Annotated in this window: 29 protein-coding genes; 28 read left to right on the top strand and 1 reads right to left on the bottom strand. The window is 68.9% G+C overall.

Annotated elements, in window-relative coordinates; genetic code table 11:
• Window positions 1-33 precede the first annotated feature (33 nt).
• Genes AC1Q7O_RS25125 through AC1Q7O_RS25090 form a run of 8 tightly spaced genes read left to right on the top strand, consistent with a single transcriptional unit; the run spans window position 34 to window position 7,609 of the window.
• Window positions 34-636: a hypothetical protein gene (locus AC1Q7O_RS25125; RefSeq protein WP_492661691.1), complete on the top strand. Its 603-nt coding sequence runs from the start codon at window positions 34-36 to the stop codon at window positions 634-636.
• A complete protein-coding gene (locus AC1Q7O_RS25120) occupies window positions 633-1,217 on the top strand; it encodes a hypothetical protein (protein WP_492661692.1) in 585 nt (194 codons plus the stop codon). The genes AC1Q7O_RS25125 and AC1Q7O_RS25120 overlap by 4 nt, the downstream gene beginning before the upstream one ends.
• Before the next feature lie 41 nt (window positions 1,218-1,258).
• Window positions 1,259-1,618, top strand: coding sequence for a DUF6950 family protein (locus tag AC1Q7O_RS25115; RefSeq protein WP_492661693.1), 360 nt, complete (start codon window positions 1,259-1,261; stop codon window positions 1,616-1,618).
• Complete coding sequence (locus AC1Q7O_RS25110; RefSeq protein ID WP_492661694.1) at window positions 1,615-5,880, top strand: phage tail protein; 4,266 nt, start codon at window positions 1,615-1,617, stop codon at window positions 5,878-5,880. Before AC1Q7O_RS25115 ends, AC1Q7O_RS25110 begins: the two co-directional genes overlap by 4 nt.
• Complete coding sequence (locus tag AC1Q7O_RS25105) at window positions 5,877-6,212, top strand: hypothetical protein (RefSeq protein WP_492661695.1); 336 nt, start codon at window positions 5,877-5,879, stop codon at window positions 6,210-6,212. Before AC1Q7O_RS25110 ends, AC1Q7O_RS25105 begins: the two co-directional genes overlap by 4 nt.
• Window positions 6,209-6,751: a hypothetical protein gene (locus tag AC1Q7O_RS25100; RefSeq protein ID WP_492661696.1), complete on the top strand. Its 543-nt coding sequence runs from the start codon at window positions 6,209-6,211 to the stop codon at window positions 6,749-6,751. The genes AC1Q7O_RS25105 and AC1Q7O_RS25100 overlap by 4 nt, the downstream gene beginning before the upstream one ends.
• Window positions 6,752-6,797: 46 nt before the next feature.
• Window positions 6,798-7,187 carry a M15 family metallopeptidase gene (locus AC1Q7O_RS25095; protein WP_492661697.1) on the top strand — a complete coding sequence of 130 codons (390 nt, stop codon included), beginning with the start codon at window positions 6,798-6,800 and terminating at the stop codon, window positions 7,185-7,187.
• Complete coding sequence (locus AC1Q7O_RS25090) at window positions 7,184-7,609, top strand: hypothetical protein (protein ID WP_492661698.1); 426 nt, start codon at window positions 7,184-7,186, stop codon at window positions 7,607-7,609. Before AC1Q7O_RS25095 ends, AC1Q7O_RS25090 begins: the two co-directional genes overlap by 4 nt.
• A gap of 7 nt (window positions 7,610-7,616) precedes the next feature.
• Here the strand turns inward: AC1Q7O_RS25090 and AC1Q7O_RS25085 are convergent, their stop codons facing one another.
• On the bottom strand, window positions 7,617-7,955 hold the full coding sequence (locus tag AC1Q7O_RS25085; protein ID WP_492661699.1) for an Arc family DNA-binding protein: 339 nt from the start codon (window positions 7,953-7,955) through the stop codon (window positions 7,617-7,619).
• Window positions 7,956-8,066: 111 nt separating this feature from the next.
• Here AC1Q7O_RS25085 and AC1Q7O_RS25080 point away from each other — a divergent pair, with 111 nt between their 5' ends.
• From AC1Q7O_RS25080 to AC1Q7O_RS24985, 20 genes are all read left to right on the top strand, one after another.
• Window positions 8,067-8,255 carry a hypothetical protein gene (locus AC1Q7O_RS25080; RefSeq protein WP_492661700.1) on the top strand — a complete coding sequence of 63 codons (189 nt, stop codon included), beginning with the start codon at window positions 8,067-8,069 and terminating at the stop codon, window positions 8,253-8,255.
• A 76-nt stretch (window positions 8,256-8,331) separates the two neighbouring features.
• Window positions 8,332-8,832 carry a phage regulatory CII family protein gene (locus AC1Q7O_RS25075; protein ID WP_492661701.1) on the top strand — a complete coding sequence of 167 codons (501 nt, stop codon included), beginning with the start codon at window positions 8,332-8,334 and terminating at the stop codon, window positions 8,830-8,832.
• A 146-nt stretch (window positions 8,833-8,978) separates the two neighbouring features.
• Window positions 8,979-9,197: a hypothetical protein gene (locus AC1Q7O_RS25070; protein ID WP_492661702.1), complete on the top strand. Its 219-nt coding sequence runs from the start codon at window positions 8,979-8,981 to the stop codon at window positions 9,195-9,197.
• 131 nt (window positions 9,198-9,328) lie between these two features.
• The gene (locus AC1Q7O_RS25065) at window positions 9,329-10,000 is read left to right on the top strand and encodes a tyrosine-type recombinase/integrase (protein WP_492661703.1); all 672 of its coding nucleotides are present in this window, start codon (window positions 9,329-9,331) and stop codon (window positions 9,998-10,000) included.
• Window positions 9,997-10,140, top strand: coding sequence for a hypothetical protein (locus tag AC1Q7O_RS25060; protein ID WP_492661704.1), 144 nt, complete (start codon window positions 9,997-9,999; stop codon window positions 10,138-10,140). The genes AC1Q7O_RS25065 and AC1Q7O_RS25060 overlap by 4 nt, the downstream gene beginning before the upstream one ends.
• Window positions 10,140-10,331, top strand: coding sequence for a hypothetical protein (locus AC1Q7O_RS25055; RefSeq protein WP_492661705.1), 192 nt, complete (start codon window positions 10,140-10,142; stop codon window positions 10,329-10,331). Before AC1Q7O_RS25060 ends, AC1Q7O_RS25055 begins: the two co-directional genes overlap by 1 nt.
• Window positions 10,328-10,639: a hypothetical protein gene (locus tag AC1Q7O_RS25050; RefSeq protein ID WP_492661706.1), complete on the top strand. Its 312-nt coding sequence runs from the start codon at window positions 10,328-10,330 to the stop codon at window positions 10,637-10,639. Before AC1Q7O_RS25055 ends, AC1Q7O_RS25050 begins: the two co-directional genes overlap by 4 nt.
• Complete coding sequence (locus tag AC1Q7O_RS25045) at window positions 10,636-10,983, top strand: DUF7673 family protein (RefSeq protein WP_492661707.1); 348 nt, start codon at window positions 10,636-10,638, stop codon at window positions 10,981-10,983. The genes AC1Q7O_RS25050 and AC1Q7O_RS25045 overlap by 4 nt, the downstream gene beginning before the upstream one ends.
• Window positions 10,980-11,198, top strand: coding sequence for a hypothetical protein (locus tag AC1Q7O_RS25040; RefSeq protein WP_492661708.1), 219 nt, complete (start codon window positions 10,980-10,982; stop codon window positions 11,196-11,198). The genes AC1Q7O_RS25045 and AC1Q7O_RS25040 overlap by 4 nt, the downstream gene beginning before the upstream one ends.
• On the top strand, window positions 11,188-11,478 hold the full coding sequence (locus tag AC1Q7O_RS25035) for a hypothetical protein (RefSeq protein ID WP_492661709.1): 291 nt from the start codon (window positions 11,188-11,190) through the stop codon (window positions 11,476-11,478). Before AC1Q7O_RS25040 ends, AC1Q7O_RS25035 begins: the two co-directional genes overlap by 11 nt.
• Before the next feature lie 48 nt (window positions 11,479-11,526).
• The gene (locus AC1Q7O_RS25030; RefSeq protein ID WP_492661710.1) at window positions 11,527-14,442 is read left to right on the top strand and encodes a toprim domain-containing protein; all 2,916 of its coding nucleotides are present in this window, start codon (window positions 11,527-11,529) and stop codon (window positions 14,440-14,442) included.
• Between the two features lie 2 nt (window positions 14,443-14,444).
• On the top strand, window positions 14,445-15,083 hold the full coding sequence (locus tag AC1Q7O_RS25025; RefSeq protein WP_492661711.1) for a hypothetical protein: 639 nt from the start codon (window positions 14,445-14,447) through the stop codon (window positions 15,081-15,083).
• A gap of 14 nt (window positions 15,084-15,097) precedes the next feature.
• Entirely contained in the window at window positions 15,098-15,355 is a 258-nt protein-coding gene (locus AC1Q7O_RS25020; RefSeq protein WP_492661712.1) for a hypothetical protein, read from the top strand.
• Window positions 15,339-16,058, top strand: a complete 720-nt coding sequence (locus AC1Q7O_RS25015) for a hypothetical protein (RefSeq protein ID WP_492661713.1) — start codon at window positions 15,339-15,341, stop codon at window positions 16,056-16,058. The genes AC1Q7O_RS25020 and AC1Q7O_RS25015 overlap by 17 nt, the downstream gene beginning before the upstream one ends.
• Complete coding sequence (locus tag AC1Q7O_RS25010; RefSeq protein ID WP_492661714.1) at window positions 16,055-17,848, top strand: DNA cytosine methyltransferase; 1,794 nt, start codon at window positions 16,055-16,057, stop codon at window positions 17,846-17,848. The genes AC1Q7O_RS25015 and AC1Q7O_RS25010 overlap by 4 nt, the downstream gene beginning before the upstream one ends.
• Window positions 17,845-18,210 (top strand): hypothetical protein, encoded by a 366-nt coding sequence (locus AC1Q7O_RS25005; RefSeq protein ID WP_492661715.1) that lies wholly within the window; start codon window positions 17,845-17,847, stop codon window positions 18,208-18,210. Before AC1Q7O_RS25010 ends, AC1Q7O_RS25005 begins: the two co-directional genes overlap by 4 nt.
• Window positions 18,207-18,413, top strand: coding sequence for a hypothetical protein (locus tag AC1Q7O_RS25000; protein WP_492661716.1), 207 nt, complete (start codon window positions 18,207-18,209; stop codon window positions 18,411-18,413). The genes AC1Q7O_RS25005 and AC1Q7O_RS25000 overlap by 4 nt, the downstream gene beginning before the upstream one ends.
• Window positions 18,414-18,436: 23 nt before the next feature.
• Window positions 18,437-18,700: a hypothetical protein gene (locus tag AC1Q7O_RS24995; protein ID WP_492661717.1), complete on the top strand. Its 264-nt coding sequence runs from the start codon at window positions 18,437-18,439 to the stop codon at window positions 18,698-18,700.
• A 24-nt stretch (window positions 18,701-18,724) separates the two neighbouring features.
• Window positions 18,725-18,946 (top strand): hypothetical protein, encoded by a 222-nt coding sequence (locus AC1Q7O_RS24990; RefSeq protein WP_492661718.1) that lies wholly within the window; start codon window positions 18,725-18,727, stop codon window positions 18,944-18,946.
• Between the two features lie 21 nt (window positions 18,947-18,967).
• Entirely contained in the window at window positions 18,968-19,285 is a 318-nt protein-coding gene (locus tag AC1Q7O_RS24985; RefSeq protein WP_492661719.1) for a hypothetical protein, read from the top strand.
• The last annotated feature ends 12 nt before the right edge of the window (window positions 19,286-19,297 follow it).

Raw genomic sequence — 19,297 nt, 5'->3', positions numbered from 1 at the left:
CATTTGTCTGCGCCCGGCAGCCAAGCTGTCGGGATGCAGACATTCGACTGGCCCGACTCCCTGCGCCCCGCCTCGGTGGAGTGGGGGCTCATCGTGCCGCAGCTCACCGGCCGCAGCGCGTTCGACGGCTCCAGCTATTCCGAGACCATGGGCGCTCCCCGCTGGGCGTTCTCGATCACTCTGGGGCCCCGCAAGCTGAGCGAGATGCCCGCGTGGGAAGCGCTGATTGATCGCCTGCGCGGCGGCGTCAACCGGGTGCGTGTGTGGGACTGGCGACGCGAGGCGCCGCTGGGAGTTGCCGCCGGCGCGCCCACTGTTCGCATCGCTGCAACCGGCAGCACGCTGCAGCTGCAGGGCTGGTCTGCCGGCGTGACGGGCGTGCTGCTGGCGGGCAGCTACTTCAGCGTCAACGGTGAGCTCAAGAAGCTCACGGTCAGCATGGACAGCGACGGCAGCGGCCGCAGCGTGGCGCAGTTCGAGCCGCCACTGCGCGCGCAGGCGCCGGTCAATGCACCGCTGACGCTGGTGAAGCCCACGGCCAGCTTCGTCATGACCAGCGAGCCGCCGCGCTGGGGGCAGGTCGGGGCGCGGACGAAGGACGTGACGCTGAACTTCGAGGAGGACCTGCGCCCATGACCACCCGTGATGAAGCGCTGGCCGCCCCGCATGCCGGCGTGCTGGTGCTGCTACAGATGGACTTCACCACCGGCACGCAGCGGCTGACGAACTGGACGCACTCGGTCGACTACTTCGGCTTCACCTGGCAGGGCCTCGGGCCCATCGTGGGCGTCAGCGTCATCCAGCAGGAGGAGGAGCTGCAGTTCCCGGCTGTCGACGTGCAGCTGAACCTTGCCAAGGCCTCTGTTCTGTCCATGGCGCTGGGCGCGGCCGCCACGTACCGCGGCCGGCCGATCACGATCTGGCAGGGGCTGCTTGACGATGACCTGCAGCCGGCCGGCGACCCTGAGTTGGTGTGGGCCGGCCGAATGGACCAGGTGCGGTTCAACACCGGTACCGGCGAGCCCGGGGACGACAGCGCCGCGGCCGTGATGCGTTGCGAGATGCCGGGGCGCGACACCCGGGCCGCCATGTCTCTGCGGCTGACGCATGCCCAGCACGTCGCGCGCCACCCGGGCGACACCTTGCTGAGCCGCATCGAGCGCATGAAGGGGCAGCCGCAGGTGTGGCTGTCGACACGCTTCCAGCGGCAGGACTGATGGCGCGCATTCCGACGTGGCCCCACGCGCTGCAGGCCCTGATGGATGCGCGCAGTCTGGTGCCGTTCGCCTGGGGGCCGAACGACTGCGCCAGCTTTGCGGCGGACGCCGTGCAGGCGATGCGAGCGGAGGACGTGCTGGCCGAGTTGCGCGGGCCGCGCCGTACCGCCTACGCGGCGCGCCGGCAGGAGCGGGCCATCGGCGGCATCCCCGCAGCCATGAGCCGCGCTGGACTGGCCGAGGTGCCGCCCGCGCTGGCGCAGCGCGGTGACCTGCTGTGGCTGGCGCAGGCGGGCCAACAGGTGCTGGCCGTGTGCTGGGGAGAACTCGCGGCGGCGCCGGGCCCGCAGGGCCTGGCTTTCGTGCCGACTGACCGTGCTGTGAGGGCCTGGCGGGTATGACGACACGTGCGCGATGGGCGCTGATCGTGCTGGTGTTGCTGGCCTGGTGGACGATGCCGGCAGCGCCGGACGACATGCAGCTGGCGATGCCGCCGCTGATCGCCGCGGTGGCCTATGCGGTGGCCGCCTACGCCGGCTACATCACGGTGGTGCAGGCCGCCATCATGATCGCGGTGACGGTCTACGGCGCCGTGTCGGGCAGAGAGGCGGCGCGTCGGGCGAGGAACCAGGCGCGCGACGCCTACAACAACAGCCTGGCGGACCGCACTGTCAACATCGTCTCGACCGAGGCGCCGTGGCAAATCATCTACGGCGAGGCCGTGGTGGGCGGGGCCATCGTGGCGCAGCTCACCAGCGGCGACAAGGACCAGTACAAGCATGTGGTGATCGTGTGGGCGGCGCACGAGTGCGATGCGATCACGGATCTCCTGGTCAACGGCGTCTCGGTCGGATCGCTGGACAGCGAGGGCTACGTCACGGGTGGGCGCTACGCCGCCGCGGAGACGGACACCGTGACGCTGAGCCGCGTGGTGAACGGTTCTGGCCAGATCTCGCTGGGGATCTCCAACGCGCAGCGTGTGCTGGCGATCAGCGATGGCGGCGCGCCGCCCTTCCAGCTGCCGGGCAGTGAGTGCACGTTGACGGCCGGCACGGTGCAGATCGGCGCGCCACACGTCAGCTACTGGGCCGGCAAGACCGTGAGGGTGACGGTGGACACCTCGCAGTCATCGGCGCGGCTGCGTGTTCGCCACCACCTCGGCACGCTCACGCAGACCGCCGACGCCGCCACCATGGCCGACTGCCCGGGAGACTGGACGGCCAGCGACCGCGGCCTGGGGCTGTGCTACTCGATCATCAAGCTGGACCTGAACGAGCGCGAGTTCCAGGGCGGGCCGCCGCAGTTCACCGCGCGCATTCGCGGCCGCAAGCTGTATGACCGCCGCACCGGCACCACTGCATGGAGCAGCAATAACGCGCTCTGCATCGACGACTTCCTGCAGGCGGAGTGGGGCAAGCGTGCGTTGAGCACCCAGATCGTCGCGAGCAGCGTACAGGCCACCGCCAACGTGTGCGACGAGGGCCTGAGCCTGCACTCGGGTGAGAAGCGCTACACCTGCAACGGCGCGTTCACGACAGACCGCAACCCCGATGCCACGCTCACCGAGCTGTGCCAGAGCATGGCCGGCTTCGTGACGTACACCGGGGCGTGGCATCTGCAGGCCGGCGCCTGGACAGCGCCGGTGATGGACCTGGGCGACGCCGAGAACGCCGGCGCCGTCGAAGGCGTGGCCGAGGACTCCGCCAATGACGCCTTCAACGGCGTGCGGGGGCAGTTCTACGACCCCGACCGCTTCGACCAGTTGACCGACTACACCCCCTACCAGAACGAGGCGTTCGTGGCTGCGGACGGCGAGGCGCTGTGGACCCCGCTGAACTTCCCGTTCACGAACAAGGGCTGGCGAGCCGCCAACCTCGCGCGCATCCACACCGAGCGGTCGCGCGGCATGACGCTGGTGGTGCCGTGCAAGCGCGTGGCGCTGAAGCTGCGCGTGGGCCACCGTGTGCGCTACAGCAACTCGCTTTTGGGTATCAGCCTTGCCACGTTCCGCGTGGTGAAGCGGCCGTACCGGCTCGGGCAGCCGGTGCAGCTGACGCTTTCGCAGGATGTGGAGAGCTTCTACGACGAGCTGGACGACGCGCCCGGCGCGCTGCCAAGCCCGGCCGTCTACCAGCCCAACCCTTGGGTGGTGGATGCAGTGTCCGGCCTGGCCGCATCGAGCGGCACGGCCACGCTGCAGCTGCAGTCCGACGGCACCGTGACGAGCCGGGTGCACGTCACCGTCTCCGCAAGCGATGACGTGCTGGTGCGCAAGGATGGCGCGCTGCAGGTGGAATACCGGCGCGACCTCGACACCGCCTGGCAGCGAGCGCCCGAGGCCAGCGGCACAGCCACGGATCTGTGGCTGATGGGGCTGGAGGAGGGGCAGGTCTACGTCATCCGGGCGCGCTGGCGCAACGGGCTGGGGGCGGCGGGAGACTGGCGCAGCACGTGGGTGCTGCACGTGGGCAAGACGGAGGCGCCGGCAGCGGTAGCTGGCTTGTCGGCGACCGTGATCCCTGGCGCCGTGCGCATCAGCTGGACCGAGTGCGCCGAGGCCGACTACAGCCTTTCCCGGCTGCGCTACGGCGCGAGCTGGGCGGCGGGCGCGCCGCTCAAGTTCGACCGGCCCGGAACGAGCTACGACTGGCAGTGGCCCGCGCTTGGGAGCTACAAGATCTGGGCGGCCCACGAAGACAGCACGGGAAACCTCGGTACGCCGGTGAGCGTAGCCGTGACGGTGGATTCGTCGATCTACATCGGCTCGTCAACCATCACGCCTTCGCCTGGCTGGCTGAACAGCAACATCACGATGAACGCCGACGGCACCATCAACGGCGCCGGTGGCGGCGGCGCGACGCTGAGCGGCATGGGGCTACTCACCTTCCGAGTGATCGCGCAGGGCAACTCAGCGACGGGTGTGCCGGCTACGCCTGGCATCTGGAGGGATGGTTTCCATATCGGCGCTGTCGCGCGCAGCTACTGCTTGGGCAAGATCCGCAGGAGTGACGGCGTGCTCGTCTCCAACGACGCCTACGACGTGTGGGGTGATGCCAGTCAGGCCGCGGCCCTGGCCGCAGCGCTGAATGCTACGAGCAGCGACTACATCGTCGTCGTGCATGGATACGACGAACCACAACGCAACCGACTGTCCGGCGGTTTGCCGGCGGCCATGTACCGCTGCGGCGCCTCCCAGGCAGTGTTTGGCAGCCCGCAGCTCAAGATGCGATCTGCCTATGTCCTCATCGGCATCGCCGGATGCGGTGAGGGCAACGGCGCGGAGGCCTACCAGGGTTCTGTAGACCTAGACCCCAATGCCTGGGTGGATGTTGGCTTTGCATTGCGTGGCGGCAACATCGTCGGGGTCAACGCGGCCTACACGCCGCGCACCCTGGCGGACTACAGCTACACCGGCGATCTGGCTGCAACCAAGAACACACTCACGCGAAGCACCAGCGCACCAAGTAGCCCGACGGATGGCGACTTCTGGATCGACACCAGCGTCACGCCCAACACCATTCGCGTGCGACTGGGCAGCACATGGCAGTTGGCAGGCACCTACGTCAACGGCACAGCCCAGATCGTCGATGACGCCAATCTCGGGTTGACCGCGCTGTGGTCAGGTGTCGCCGGGGCTGGAAAGCCGCTTGACAACGCCGGTCGCACCGTTGACCTGGGCGCGGCAACCGGAGTGTTTGGCGCCCGCAATCGCGACGACGCGCCGGGCGAGTACCCCTACGGCCGTTCGCAGCAATTCAAGCAGGCTGACTCGATCGGGCTGAGCAGCGGCAACGGCACCTACTGCACGCTGGAAACCATCATCCAGTACACCGACGACACGGGCGGCCCGAACGTCCAGTACGCCTACCAGGGCGACAAGACCTGGCGCAGGTCCGCACTGCGCAGCGCCAGCTCGTGGGGCGCGTGGACCCAGGATCTGGACCGCAATGCCTACACAGGATCTCTCACGGCGACCACCAACAACGTCACCTACAGCATGTCCGCGCCCGGCAGCGCGGTCGACGGTGACATCTGGGTGGACCTGAGCACCACGCCGGCCCGCATCAAGCTGCGCGTGGGCGGCAACTGGCAGAGCGGCGCGACCCTGACCACCAACACCAACCAGCTGACCGATGGCGCGGGCCTCGGCAACACGGCGGTGTGGTCGCAGGTCAGCGGCAGCGGCCGGCCGGCAGACAGTGCCACCAAAAACGTGCTGACGCGCAGCACCAGCGCGCCCAGCAGCCCGACCGATGGCGACCTCTGGTGCGACACCAGCCTCACGCCCAACGTCTGGAAGGTCCGCCTCGGCGGTACCTGGCAGCCCGCGGCCAGCTACGTCACCAACACGGCCGACATCGTCGACGGCGCGAATCTCGGCCTGACCGCAGTGTGGACGGGCGTGACGGGCAGCGGCAAGCCAGCCGACAACGCCACGCGCAACCAAGTCTTCTTCCAGGACGGCGACCCCGTGAGCAGCCCTGGCGGCGTCGTGGACGGTGCGATCTGGATCAGCAGCACCAAGGCCTGGCAGCGTGTGTCTGGTGCTTGGCAGCCCTACGTCGGCGCCGGTTCCGTCGGCACTTCTGAGCTTGGTAGCGCAGCGGCCACCGATGTGACCACCGCGTCGCTCGCGCCGATCTCGTTCAGCAACATCGCATGACCACGCGCACCTTTACCTACGCCAAGCCGGATGCCGGGTCTCTGGAGATCATCTTCTTCGGCGCCTACACGTTCTCGGTGTCGGGAGACGCGGGCTTCCCGGCAACCGGGGGCGCCGACATCGTGCTGGAGTGCACCGTCAGCAACTCGGGTGGTCAGCTGGCCAAGGCATACATCAGCCGCGAGTCACCCAGTACTCACGTGTTCCTGTCTTACCCCGGCGGGAACGACTCCTGGACCGTCGCTGTGACGGACGTTTCGCTCACCTACGGTGGCGGCCTGGGCAGCATGGGTGTGACGCCCAAGCTCTCGTTCCTGCTGATCAAGAAATGACTGCGTGCTCCCTATTCAACCTCGCCACCGGGCAGCTGACCGGTATGAGCATGCTCGCGGACGACGACCTGCTGGCGCTGAACACCCCGGCGGGCCATGCCTGGGTCGATGGCGAGCATGACCCGGAGCGAGTCGAGGTGAGGCTGGTGACCGATGACTTCGGCACCGCGCACCCCGTGCCGGTGAGCCGGGTGCCACCACGCCCGGCGGACAGCGCGTTCCAGACCTGGAGTTGGGACGACGCGAACGGGTGGGTGGCGGCGCCGACTCTGCTGCTGTTGAAGTCCCAGGCCGGGCAACCGGTGTTGACACTGCTTGCCGAGTTGGACGGCAGGCTTGCGCGGCCGTCCGGAGAGGTGGTGCTGGCGCAGGCGCTGGGCCAGGCCGCGCCCGCCGCGGCGGTGCAGCGGCTGCAGGCCATCGAGGCCGACAAGACGGCGCTGCGTGCGCGGCTCACTGCGATCAACGCCGCGGAGAGCGCCGAGGCGTTGGCTGCGGTGGTGGCCGAGCCGGTACCGCTGCAAACGTCCGTCCCGTAGTGCGATCTTGCCGGCGTGTCGGGCACTACCCGGCGAGGAGCGGCAGATGGATGGCTTCAAGTTCGGGGCTCGCAGCGAGGGCAACTTGGCGGGTGTGCACGCTGATCTGCAGAAGATCGTGCGCCGCGCGCTGCAGCTGAGCGCGGTGGACTTCTCGGTGGTGGAGGGGGTGCGCAGCCTGGCGCGGCAGCGCGACCTGGTGGCGCAAGGCAAGTCGCGCACGCTGCGCAGCCGCCACCTCACGGGCCACGCCGTGGACCTGTACCCGGTAAGCAAGGCCGGCGCGGAGTGGCAGCGGGCCGACTTCGCGCCCGTGGTGGACGCGATGAAGCGTGCTGCCGCCGAGCTGGGCCTGCCGCTGGAGTGCGGACACGACTGGAAGGCGTTCCCGGACTCGCCCCACCACCAGCTGCCGGCCACGGCCTACCCGGCATGAGCCTGCCGGCCCGCATCCTGGCGCAGCTGGTGGCGCTGCTCATCGCCTTCTCGGCGGGCTGGGGCGTGCATGTGCGCAAGGTGGCTCGCGACGCGCTGGCCGCGCAGCTGCGGCAGGCTGAAGACAGCCGCGAGATGGAGCGCCTGGCCAACCGTTCGATGACAAGGATCAGCGATGCCCTCACGAAAGACCGCCTGCGCAGCGATCGTGCTGCTGCCGATGCTGCTGGCCGGCTGCGCGAGCTCGCCGCCAGCACCAGTGCGCCAGCCGGATGCCCCAGCCGAAATGATGACCCCCGCCCCGCCGCAGGGGTACTTCGTGACGAGGATCGAGGCGATCTTGTCGCGCTCGCCCAAGAAGCCGACGCCGTTGCCGACCGACTGAGGGCCTGCCAGGCGGTGAAGTCGGCGCGCCCGCCGTGAGGTGGGCTCAGCCGCCTCGCAGGAGCGTGAGTAGCGCGAGCTGGCGCTCCGGTGACAACTGTGCAAAGAGGATCAGCAGCGCCTGCTCGTAGGGGTTGTCGCGCCCGCCGAACTGGTTGCCATTGCCGTCGTCAACCCCGGCGCCAGGATGGTGAACGACGTGGTTTCTCAGCTGCGTTGCGCGCTTGCTCACCTCACCAGAAACGCTGTCCGAGAGGCGCTTGACGATCTCTGAACTGAGCGTCCGCTTGTTCACCGAAGCGAGGCGTGCCAAGTCGTGCTTCAGGTCACTGGGCAGACGCACCGTCGTGACGATGAGCGAGTCGGCTTCGGCTTCAGTGTCCATGTGGCGAGGCATGGCGCATGTTATCCGCCCGCTGAAAATGTCTTGTATTCGCCGCGAATACAAAGTATTCTGAATGCATCGCAACGAATACGCGAAGCACCGGCGGACCACATGAACGCGAAGACCAAAGCAAAACCCAAGACCGTGACGCTGACTGCGCGCATGCCCGCGCCGTTGGTGCGCATGCTTGACAAGGCCGCCGAGCAGGCGAAGCGCTCGCGCTCTGCCGAGATGCAGCTCCGGATGGAGCGAAGCCTCGCCGCCGAGCCTGTGGTGGGCGTGTCGGGCAGGGGACAGTGATGCGCGCATCAGGCATGGCTGCAGTGTGTGCGCCCCGGCGCGCTGTTTCCAATGAATTTGCGGCGGGAGGTCAGGCATGACGCGCAAACCCGCATCCCGTCGCCCCGCCACACGCTCGGTCTACGAGGCGTTCCGCGAGCTGGTCTACATGGGCGGCGCACGTGGCGTGGAGGACGCTGCGGCGTTCCTTGGCATCCGCACCGGCACGCTCTACAACAAGGCCGACGCCAGCGACGAGAGCCACTCGCAGCCGACCATTAAGGACCTGGTGCAGCTGACGCACTACCGCGGCGACACGAGGGCGGTGGACGCCCTGAACGAGATGTTCGGCCGCGCGTGCTTCGACGCGTCGCGGTTCGAGCAGCACAGCGACGAGGCGCTGCTGGAGCTGCTGTGCACGCTGGGCTCGGAACACGGTGAGTTCCATGCAGCCGTGGGCCGCGCGCTGGCGGACAAGCGCTTCAAGCCCAGCGAGATGTCCACGGTGCGGGCTGAGGCGTTCGACGTCGTGGCGGCGCTGATGACGCTGGTGGCGCGCCTGGAAGGCCTCGTGGACGAGGAGGGTGGCGATGACTAAGCGCCTGACCCCACTGATTGAGCGGCCCGTGAACCACCACATGCCGGCAGCCGCTCGCCTGAACCCTGCGGCCCTGGTGGGTTCGTTGCTGTTGGCCTTTGGCCCCGCGCTGTCGGCGGCCGTGGCCAGCTACCGGAGGGAACGTGATGCCTGCGACGCCACCGTGCCAGCTGCCGCTGGAGCCGCCGCCACCAGTCACGGAGGCCGACGTGCTGGCCGAAGCCGAGCGGATGCGGCTGAGCCGCGCGTACTGGCGACGCCGGTACCGCAGCCTGGAGGCGGTGCTGGCCGACCCGCTGGCAGCGCACACGTTGTTGATCTGCGCGCGGCGCGCGCTGCACGCGAGGCGCGACGCCTCGCGGTGAATCCCGGGTCCGCACCGCCGCCACCGTGAAGCGGCGGGCACTGGACTGGCTGGTGGCGGCGCTGGTGGCCGTGAGATACGGCGCGCTGACCAACCACTTTTCAACGAGCGAGCAACAGGCAGGAGATGGCCATGCAACTGATGAAGCGATACCTGGACGAGGAGCAGCAGCGCCGGCTGCTCCAGGCTCCGAAGCGGGTGGCTGACCCGCTGGCGCAGCGAGACTTTCACTGGCTGCGATTGATGATCCAGACGGGCATGCGGGTGGCGGAGTTCGCCAGCCTGACGCTGGCCCAGGCCGAGAGCGCGCTGCGCACGGGCTGGGTGGTGGTGCCGAAGGAGGCCCGCAAGGGCGGCCGTGAGGGCCACGAGTACGCGGTGACGCAGACGGTGCGCGAGAGCCTGGAGGCGCTGTGCTTCATGGCGCGCGCCGAGGCGCACGACTGGCCCGCCGTGACGCGCGTGCCTCTGGTGTGGGGCCGTGAGGGCACGCCGCTGAGCGTGCGTAGCTATCAGGCCCGGCTGAAGCTGTGGCTGGCCGATGCCGGCTTGGACGAGCGCATCAGCATCCACTGGCTGCGCCACACGCGGGGCATGAACGTGCTGCGCCGCAGCCGGGCCTCGGGTGACAAGCAGGCGCTGAAGCTGGCGCAGCTGGCGCTGGGCCACCAGAACATCAGCAGCACCGGCGTGTACCTGACGCTGAGCCGCGAGGAGTTCGCCGATGCGATGGCGAACGTGGACACCGGCCGCCTGAGCAAGCGCGCAGCGCGCCGGCAGGCCCAGCAGGAGCAGCGGGCATGAAGTACGTGCTGACGATGTTGCTGGTGGCTGCCATCGGCGCCGTGCTGCTGGCCTGTGGTGGCGGTGGCGACAACCAGACGGAGCCGACCCAGCCCACGCCGGCCGTGGATTGCAAGGCCAAGCCGGAGGCATGCAAGTGATGGCGCTGCGCATCCTCTTTGTGCTGGGGCTGCTGGCCGTGGCGCTGGCCCCGCTGGGCTTGCACCTGGCCGTGGTGGCGCCGCAGCTGGTGCGCAGCGGGCACCGCGCGATGGCGGTGGTGAGCCTCGTTGGCGCTGTGGCCTGGTACGCCGTGTGGCTGCGAGCTCTGCCCGTGTGGAGGCGCCCGTGAACGCCGCCGACCGCGAAGCCCAGGCCGCTGCCATGCAGGCGCCGGACTGGCGCTACCAGGCGCCGTTCCGCTGCGCTGGTGGCGTGGGTTGCCTGTACCGGAAGGTGGAGCTGATGGCTTCGCCCGGCGAGCTGGGCATCACGCTCCGCCGCCGCGACGGATCCAACCGCGTTTCGCTGCAGACCACGCTCTACCTCGCGCAGGGCACGGTCCACAGCGAGAGCTATCTGACGCCCCAGCGCGCGATCGCGCTGCGGGACGCCCTCAACGACTACCTGGCCGATGTGCGGCAGGAGGCCCTGAAATGAACGATCTGCAAGCTGCATCGCTCAAGCGCGTTTGGGAGATGGCACAAGGCAGCCATGGCGGCGCCAACGTGTGCGCGAAATTCCTGCTGGGGCTCTACAACGGCGACCGCTTCAAGTTCGACCTGACCGAGCTGCGCCGGCTGGATGACGAGATGTGGACGCACTGCATCAACGTGCTGAAGCTGGACTCGACGCCGAAGCAGGAGGTGCACAACTGGCTGAACATGCTTTACGGCCGAACCGACATGGGCGACCGCTTCGAGCTGCTGGCCTGCGACTGGCGCCTGAAGGGCAAGTGCAGCCGCGAGTGGGAGAAGGAACTGCGCGCGCGGAGGGCATCGTGATCCCCGCGCCCGCCTGCTGGGCCCGCGTGGACGCGCCCAAGCCGCCCCGGCGCGACATGGACGTGGTGGTGGAGCTGGCGAGCGGCGAGCGCGTGGCGTACCGCCGCGCCTATCGCGCCAGCCTCGACGCCTACGGCCAGGCGCTGGAGACCTACCCGGACGCCTCGCGTATCAGCGTGACGCCCGTTCCGCGTGAGGCTGCCAGTGCGAGTTGACCGGCCGCAGCGCCCGCGTCAGCCGGCCGCCAGCCACCGCTGCGTGGCTGGCAACTGCCAGCACCAGGTGCCGCACACGCTGCTGATGTGCAACGACCACTGGCGCCAAGTGCCGGAGAAGCTGCGCCGCGAGATCTGGCTGCAGTACCGGCGCCTGGACAGGCACCCGGAAGCACGGGAGCTGCACCGCAAGGCGGTGCAGGCGGCCATCGACACGGTGTACGCCAAGCAGCTCAAGAAGAAAGACGGGCGGGACGCGGCGACGAAGCCGCTGTTCTGACCCCCACCCCAACGACAACGCGCCGGCCCCGCCGGCCATGCCCACCCGATGGCCACCAACGAGAACGACATCATCAGCCGCGCCGACCGGGTGGACTGCGCCGCGCTGCTGGAGAAGCTGGGTTTCCAGAAGGAGGGCGGCCGCTGGCACCGCCCGCTGGGACAACGCCGCCCGGGCGACACGATGGGCGTCGTGGTGCGCCCCGCAACCACCGAGACGCTGAGCAGCTGGGAAGACTGGGACCGCACTGACGACGACGGCCACTATGTGCACGGCGGCCCCATCGAGTTGCTGCAGTACCTGTGGCAGATGGACCGCCCCGAGGCCATTGCGCACATCCACCTGGTGATGGGCTGGCTGGATGAGCAGGAGGACCCCGAGGCCAGCCGTGCCGACCTGGTGGCGCGCCGCGCGCTGGAGCGGGCGCACGAGCTGCCGCGCCGGCAGCTGCTTCTGGACTGGACGACGGAGCAGGGCCTGCCCGAGAACATCGTGTTGCAGGCCATCGGCGAGGGCACGCTGGGCATGGACGACTGGCGCGACCCACGCGTGGCGCCCGGAGAACCTTGGCACGGCGGCGATGCGATGGCGTCGATCGTTCGCCACCCGGCCACGCGCGACGTGGTGGCGGTGCACCTGGACTACTTCAACCCCGAACGCAACGGCGGCCATGGGCACAAGACCGTGGGCCCGCGCGACGGTGCGCTTTGGTGCCTGGACTGGAAGCGGCTGGCCGGCGCGCGGCGCGTGGTGGTGGTGCTGAGCGTGCTGGACGCGCTGGCCGTGGAGAGCCTGCGCATGCCCCACACCGCCGTGGTGGCGCTGCGCTCCGCCTGGACGGCCCGCATGGCCGACTGGCGGCTGCTGCGCGGCAAGGCGGTGGTGATCGCCATCGCGCCCGGCGACGTGCCGGAGGACGGTCCGGCCAAGGGCTATGCACCCGGCATGCGCGCGGTGTGGGATGTGCACTCGGCGCTGCTGGCGCTGGACGTGCCGGTGCTGGCCGTGGACACGCAGGACTGGCACGACGACGGCGAGGCGCTGGCCGGCCCGGCGGCCGCGCTGAAGGCCTGGGGCGCCGCCAAGCTGGCCGGCGCGCTGAAGAAGATGGAGCCGTGGCTGGTGACGGGCATGCCTGGCGGCCACAAGCCCGGCGACGTGCCCAGCGGCAAGCCCCGGCTGTGGCTGCCGCGGCACGACTTCCTGAGCTACTGGCGGTATCGCGTGCGGGACGACTTCACCCAGTACGTGTCGAAGTACAGCGAGAAGCCGAAGGACGAGGACGAAGAGGCCGGCAAGACCGAGAAGGTGGAGGGCGGCGAAGAGCTGAGCATCACCTACGAGAGCGTGGCCGGCTTCCGGGTCGCTGGCATCAGCCGCGTGCGAATTGCCAGCCCGGTCTCGACGATGACCGGCGACGCCGACCTGGCGCCCAACACGGTGTTCAGCATCAGCGTGCAGGTGCCGCGCTATGGCGACAGGCTGCTGCGCCGCGTGGTGGCCGACGAGGACCTGCACAACGTGGAGAAGTGGAAGAAGCTGGGGCCGATCTACTCGGCGCCGAACTTCCTGCGGATGGTGAACATCCTGGAGCGGTCCGCCGACATCGGCAGCCGCGACGCGATCAACTTCGTGGGCCTGGCCTGGCGCGACGGGCGCACGGTGGTGAACGAGGGGCCGGATTGCTACTTCGCCGACCCGGTGCAGCAGTGCCCGTACTACAACCTCACGTTCCCTACCGGCCCGCGGGACAGCGCCAAGCGTGTGCTGCAGGCCTTCCAGAGCACGTTCAAGGGCAACGGGGCGGCCAAGATCATGGTGTGGGCGCTGGGAGCGCACCTGAAGGCGTTCCTGGGCTTCTGGCCGCACTTCGCGTTCGGCGCGGACAAGGGCGTGGGCAAGGACACGCTGCTGGCCCGCCTGCAGCGCGCCATCGGCATGAGCGTGATGAGCCGGCAGAGCATGCAGACGGAGTTCCGCATCCTGACCAGCATCAGCTACACGAGCCACCCGGTTGGCTGGGGTGAGCTGAGCGCCAACAAGAAGGACCTGATCGACAAGGCGGTGCACAACCTGCAGGAGTGCTACCAGTACAGCCACACCCGCCGCGGCGCGGAGCTGAAGGACTTCCTGCTGTGCGCGCCGGTGCTGCTGGCCGGCGAGGACCTGGAGGAGCTGCGCAGCCTGCACGGCAAGCTGGTGCGCAACAAGCTGAGCAAGCAGCACCAGGGCCCGCTGATGCCTGAGGACCTGCCGGTGTTCCCCGTGCGGGAGTGGCTGAACTACCTGGCCGGCCTGACGAAGGAGCGCGTGCGCGAGCTGCACGCCGAGGCCCGTGAGGAGCTGAGCCGCGCGTGCGCGGCCACCGCCACCGACGCCGGCGCGGCGCGGATGCTGACGAACTACGGCGCGCTGCGCGCCGCGTGGGTGCTGCTGTGCGACTTTGCCGGCATGCCGGTGGAGCATGGCAGCTTCCTGCCCGACCTGACGGCGGAGATGAACGCCCACATCATGGAGAGCGCGGGCGACCGACAGCCGTGGGTGTGGATCGTGGACACGCTGCTGAGCGAGATCGCTCGTGGCTCGTTCCGCTTCCCGTACGCGTGGACGACGCACGAGGGCTCGGATGTGCTGGCCGTGCGCACCAGCCATGTGATGGACCACATCAGCCGCGAGCCGAGCTTGCGGGAGTTCTACAACGGGCTGCCGATCAAGAGCGACCGCATCTTGAAGCACCAGCTGATCCAGGCGGAAGTGGTGCTGAGCGACTGCATCGAGAGAACGGTGCATGGCCGGCGCATCTCGAACATGACGGCGCTCAGCCTGGACGGGCTGACGCGCTACGGACTGCACGCCACGCCGACTGCGGATGACAGCAAGGACGGCGCTGCCGGGCTTGGCAGTGCTCTTGGGCCCGATCGCGGGCGAGATATGCGCGGTGAGCGCTATTCAGTGGAGGTATGACCATGAAGCCATGGGGTTGGACTAAACAGCAGGTTCAGACGCTGAAGGACCGCTATGCGGAGGCCAACAACAAACGCCTCGCGGATGAGCTGGGCGTGCCGGTCAAGACGTTGTTGAGCAAGGCCTGGGCGATGGGGCTGAAGAAGTCACGCACCGGTCTGACGGAGTGCCGAGCCCACCCGGGCAGCCGCCAGGGGCAGGTGCGCGATCTGGTGAAGGCCGCGGGCCTGCGCGGGCTGCGTGCTGTCGACGTGGCGACGGCACTGGGTACCAGCACCGACGCCGCACACACGACGCTGAGCAACATGACCCAGAACGGGCTGCTGTGGATCGTGCGCGGCCGCCGTGGCGAGTCGCGCTGGTTCTCGTCGGAGGCGCTGGCGATGCAGGCGCGGGATGCGGCTGCCGCACCTTTCCGCGAGCCGCTGAGCCCATGCCCCGCCGTGCTGGTGGCGGCGCCAGCAGCTGCCGAGCCGGTGCCCCTGAACGTGACTGCAACCACGCGTCACGTGGTGGCACCGCCCATGCCGGACCGCTACGCCTGCGAGGCGCCGGCCGATGCCGTGTTCGCCAGCCGCCGCCCCGGCGAGTACGCGCTGCCAGCCAGCCGTTGGGTGTCGGCCGTCACTGGCCAGGCCTAACCCTTTCGCCGGCCGTGCTGCGCTGGGCGCACGGCGAGCGGCTTGATTGCCACCAGCAGGAGACCGAGAACATGAACATCACCAGGATCACCAGCAGCACGCCGTGCTTCGGCATGTGCTGCCCGCGGCACGGCCAGTGCCAGCGGTACGCCGCCGTGGAAGGGCACGCCAGCCCCCACGTCATGGACACCTGCGACCCGGGCGATGGCTCACGGCCGCAGTTCGTCCAGGATCTTCAGCAGCAGGAGGAGCGTCATGCTGAAGTCGCCTGACCTGATTGCTGTTCTCACTGCGCTGCGCATGAGGTTCAACGGCTTCCAGCGCTTCTCGTTCTTGTTGGATGGCTCAGGCGGTGTTCGACGCGCTCCCGACAGAGCGGGCCAGTGGGTCGACCAGGCGGCGGTTTCGCAGTTGCTGGACGAAACCTGCACCGACTGGTTGGAAAAACAGCTGGGCGTTCTGCAGCGCCGTCCGCTGTTTGACCGGTTCGGCATTCTGCTGGACGACATTGCCAGCTTCCTTAATGGACATGCTCAGGAGGAGAAGGCCCGCGGCAATGACTCCACGGCGGCCGGTCGAGAGGCTCAAGCGTTCGCGCTGCGCGAGCTGCTCCACCACCTGATCGCCGGGCATCACGTTGCTGCCGCCACCGGTGAGGTGCTGTTCTGGTACCGCCCTTGCAGTGACGGCACGTTCGAAGGGCCCTTGCCCGACCGCGTGATCGAGGACGTGCGGAAGCGATGCGGCGCGTGGGTCCCGCTCTATGCGGGCAGTGCGCCGGCAGCCAGCACGCCCAAAGCCTGGCCTGAGTTGCTTCCTTTGCTCAATGCGTACGCCTCGGCCATGACCGATGCCTCGTTGCACGAAAGCGCCAGCAAGACGGACATCGCGAAGAGCCAGGCCTTGAAGACGCTGGCACGACTGCGCGACGCGATCTACGGTGACGCCAAGAGCTACGGCGAGGTGCCGCGATGAGCCGCGCCGAGATTCGCCACTTCCACCTGTTCTGTGGCCTGGGCGGGGGCGCCAAGGGCTTCAACATGGGTGAGGCCCGCGTGGGCCAGCTGCAGGCCAAGTTCCGCTGCATCGGCGGCATCGACATCGACCCTGCGGCGATGCGCGACTTCCGCACTCTCACGGGCGTGCCGGGCACGGTGATGGACCTGTTCGACCGCGAGCAGTACATGGCCTTCAACGGCCACGAGCCGCCGGCTGACTGGCGCGAAGCCACGCCACAGGACATCCAGCGTGCCGCCGGCGGCGAGCGTCCGCACATCGTGTTCCTCTCCGCCCCGTGCAAGGGCTTCAGCGGGCTGCTGAGCGAAACGAAGAGCCGCACTGACAAGTACCAGGCGCTCAATCGCCTGACGCTGCGCGGTGTGTGGCTGATGCTCGAGGCCTGGGCCGATGACCCGCCGGAGCTGGTGCTGTTCGAGAACGTGCCGCGCCTGGCCAACCGGGGTCGCTCGCTGCTGGACCGCATCACGGCGCTGCTGCGCCGCTACGGCTACGCCACTGCAGAGACGACGCATGACTGCGGCCAGATCGCAAACCCGCCGCTGGCCGAGAGCCGCAAGCGATTCCTGCTGGTGGCCCGGCACATCGAAAAGGTGCCCGGCCTGCTGTACCAGCCCACTACGCGCTCGCTGCGCGGCGTGGGTGAGGTGCTGGGCCGCATGCCGTTGCCGGGCGACCTGCGCGCCGGGCCCATGCACCGCGTGCCGGCGTTGCAATGGAAGACCTGGGTGCGGCTGGCCTTCGTGGAGGCCGGCAAGGACTGGCGCAGCCTGAACCGGCTGGTGGTGAAGGACGGTGTGCTGCGGGACTACTTGATGGTGCCCACCATGTTCCGAGGTGGCCTGGGTGTCCGCCGCTGGGACCAGCCCACGGGTGCCATTGCGGGCGAGACGCTGCCGTTGAACGGCGCGCACAGCGTGGCTGATCCGCGGTTCGAACAGTCCTCCCGCTGGAACGATGGGCAGGCGTACGGCGTGCTGGAATGGGCCGAGCACAGCGGCGCCATCGCTGGTCAGCAGAACCCGGGGCAGGGCGCGTACAGCGTGGCCGACCCGCGCGTGCCGCGCACGCTGCACAGCAACGCCTTCAGGGTGGTGCGCTGGGCGGACCATGCCAAGACGGTGACGGGCGGACTGGGATCGGTGGGCGGCTGCGTGGCTGACCCTCGCGCCCACACCGGTTTCGGCGGCAAAGGCAAGTACCGCGTGACGGCTTTCGACGAACCGGCCGGCACCGTCATTGCCCGCAGTGATACCGGACAGGGTGCATTCGCTGTCGCGGATCCGCGCAGCGGCATGGACGCGAGCCGAGAGTTCTACCAGACCGGAGGCCACTACGGCGTGGTGCGTTGGGACGAGCCTTGCGGTGCAGTCGCCGCTGCGGCGTGCCACGACAACGGCCGCTGGAGCGTGGCCGACCACCGCATGCCGGCGGCCAGCGACAACCTGGTGGCCCTTATCCGTGCCGAGGACGGCACGTGGCACAGGCCGTTCACGACGTTGGAGCTCGCCGCTCTGCAGAGCCTCATCGACCCCGAGGAGCAACTCGAGCTGGACGGCCTGAGCGACCAAGCTTGGCGCGAGCGCATCGGCAATGCGGTGCCGCCGTCCGCCGCCAAGGCCATGGCCGATGTGTTCGGGCAGTGCCTGTTGCTGGCCTGGAGCGGCGAGACGTTCGCGCTGAGCTCGGCACCAGTTTGGGTGCAGCCGGCTGTCGCTGCCCTGATGGTCGCAAGGGGGCAATCATGATCGGCGCCGCGAGCCACCTGCTGGGCCTCATGCGGCGCGATCCGCGGCTGGCCTTCCTGATCGGCCCGGGCAGTGAGGCCTTCGACCGGTTGACGGCCGACTATGCCGCGGCGCAGGGCATGCCCGTCGAGGCCGTTCGGGAGCGGCTGGCGAAAGCGCTGCCGCAATGGACTGGCGAGGCGCTGGAGTGGCACGACGCCAGCCTGCGCAAACCTGATGCCGAGCTAACCGTGCTGTGTTGGCATGCCGACGACGAGGAGTTCTGGACCGGCTACTGGGACGGCGCCGGTTGGATCGGCTGCGAGAGCGGCGGCAGCGTGCTGGGCATCACGCACTGGGCGCTGCCACGGGGGCCACGATGACCATCAGCCCCCCACCGGCCGCCCGCTTCGCCGTCGTCACAGATCCAGGGACGCTGTTTGAGCGCGTGGACAGCTATCACCAGTCGCTGCTGACCGCCCAGGCCGAGGCGCGCGACCTGCGCGACGACTTCGACAACGTGGACGTGATGCGCGTCGTGCATGCCGGGCTCGGCGGCGCTGCGCACCTCACGACCGAGTTCTGACCAAGCCCCTGGAACTGCCCATCATGAACACAAACAGCATCGGCGGCCCGTGCCTCAAATGCGGTCGCCCCAACATCGACCACGCTGGTGGCCTGTGCCCCACGCCGCCGGTCAATCTGCCGCGGCCAGGCCGTGTCATGCAGCCGACAGGCGGCCTCCGCTTCCTGGAGCGCCAGCAACCCGTAGGCGACGGAACGGCGCGCACTTTGCGGGTGCTGCAGCAGGCCTGGGCTCCCGTCCACGGCGGACCGATTGAGTGGCACGACGTGCCGCTTGCCACCGAGTAACTGTCCAAGCCCCGGAACTGATCCATGACCTACACGATGCTGACCAAGTCCGAGCGCAACCAGATCGGCGAAATCCTGCGCCGCCGCGCCAATGAGATTGCCGGCTTTTCCGACGACTACCGCCGCAAGCCCGAGCACTACGGCAGCGTCGAGCTGGCGCACTCGCGCGAGATCGACCGCCTGCGCCGCCTGGCCGCGCGCGTGGACCCGCCCGAGCCGGAATCCGAGACGGACCCGGACGCCTGACCCCAGCCCCAAGCCTCGGCCATGGAACTGACACCACAGCAGCTGGAAGCGCTCCGCGTCTTCCGCGATATCGAGCACAGCGAGGCGCCGCTGACGGCTGCGCAGATCGTGGCGCTTGAACACCTGACCGTCGAGCTTGTCGCGTTTGATGACGTGCAGCGCCTGAAGCAGTTCGCCCGCGACACCGCAGCCGTCAACCCGCATCTGTTGACGGACATCGAGTCAGGCCTGATCCGCCCATGCCGCGCGCTGACAACGCTGATGGACAGCTACTACGCCGACTCCACCCCAACCCAGAACCCGGGAACTGGCTCGCAGCGCGAGCTGTTCGCGGCCTGATCCCATCACCGA

The organism is Roseateles sp. GW823-FHT07B05 (assembly GCF_058794515.1).
Note: the sequence above shows the minus strand (reverse complement) of the source record. Positions and strands in the feature narration are given on the sequence as shown.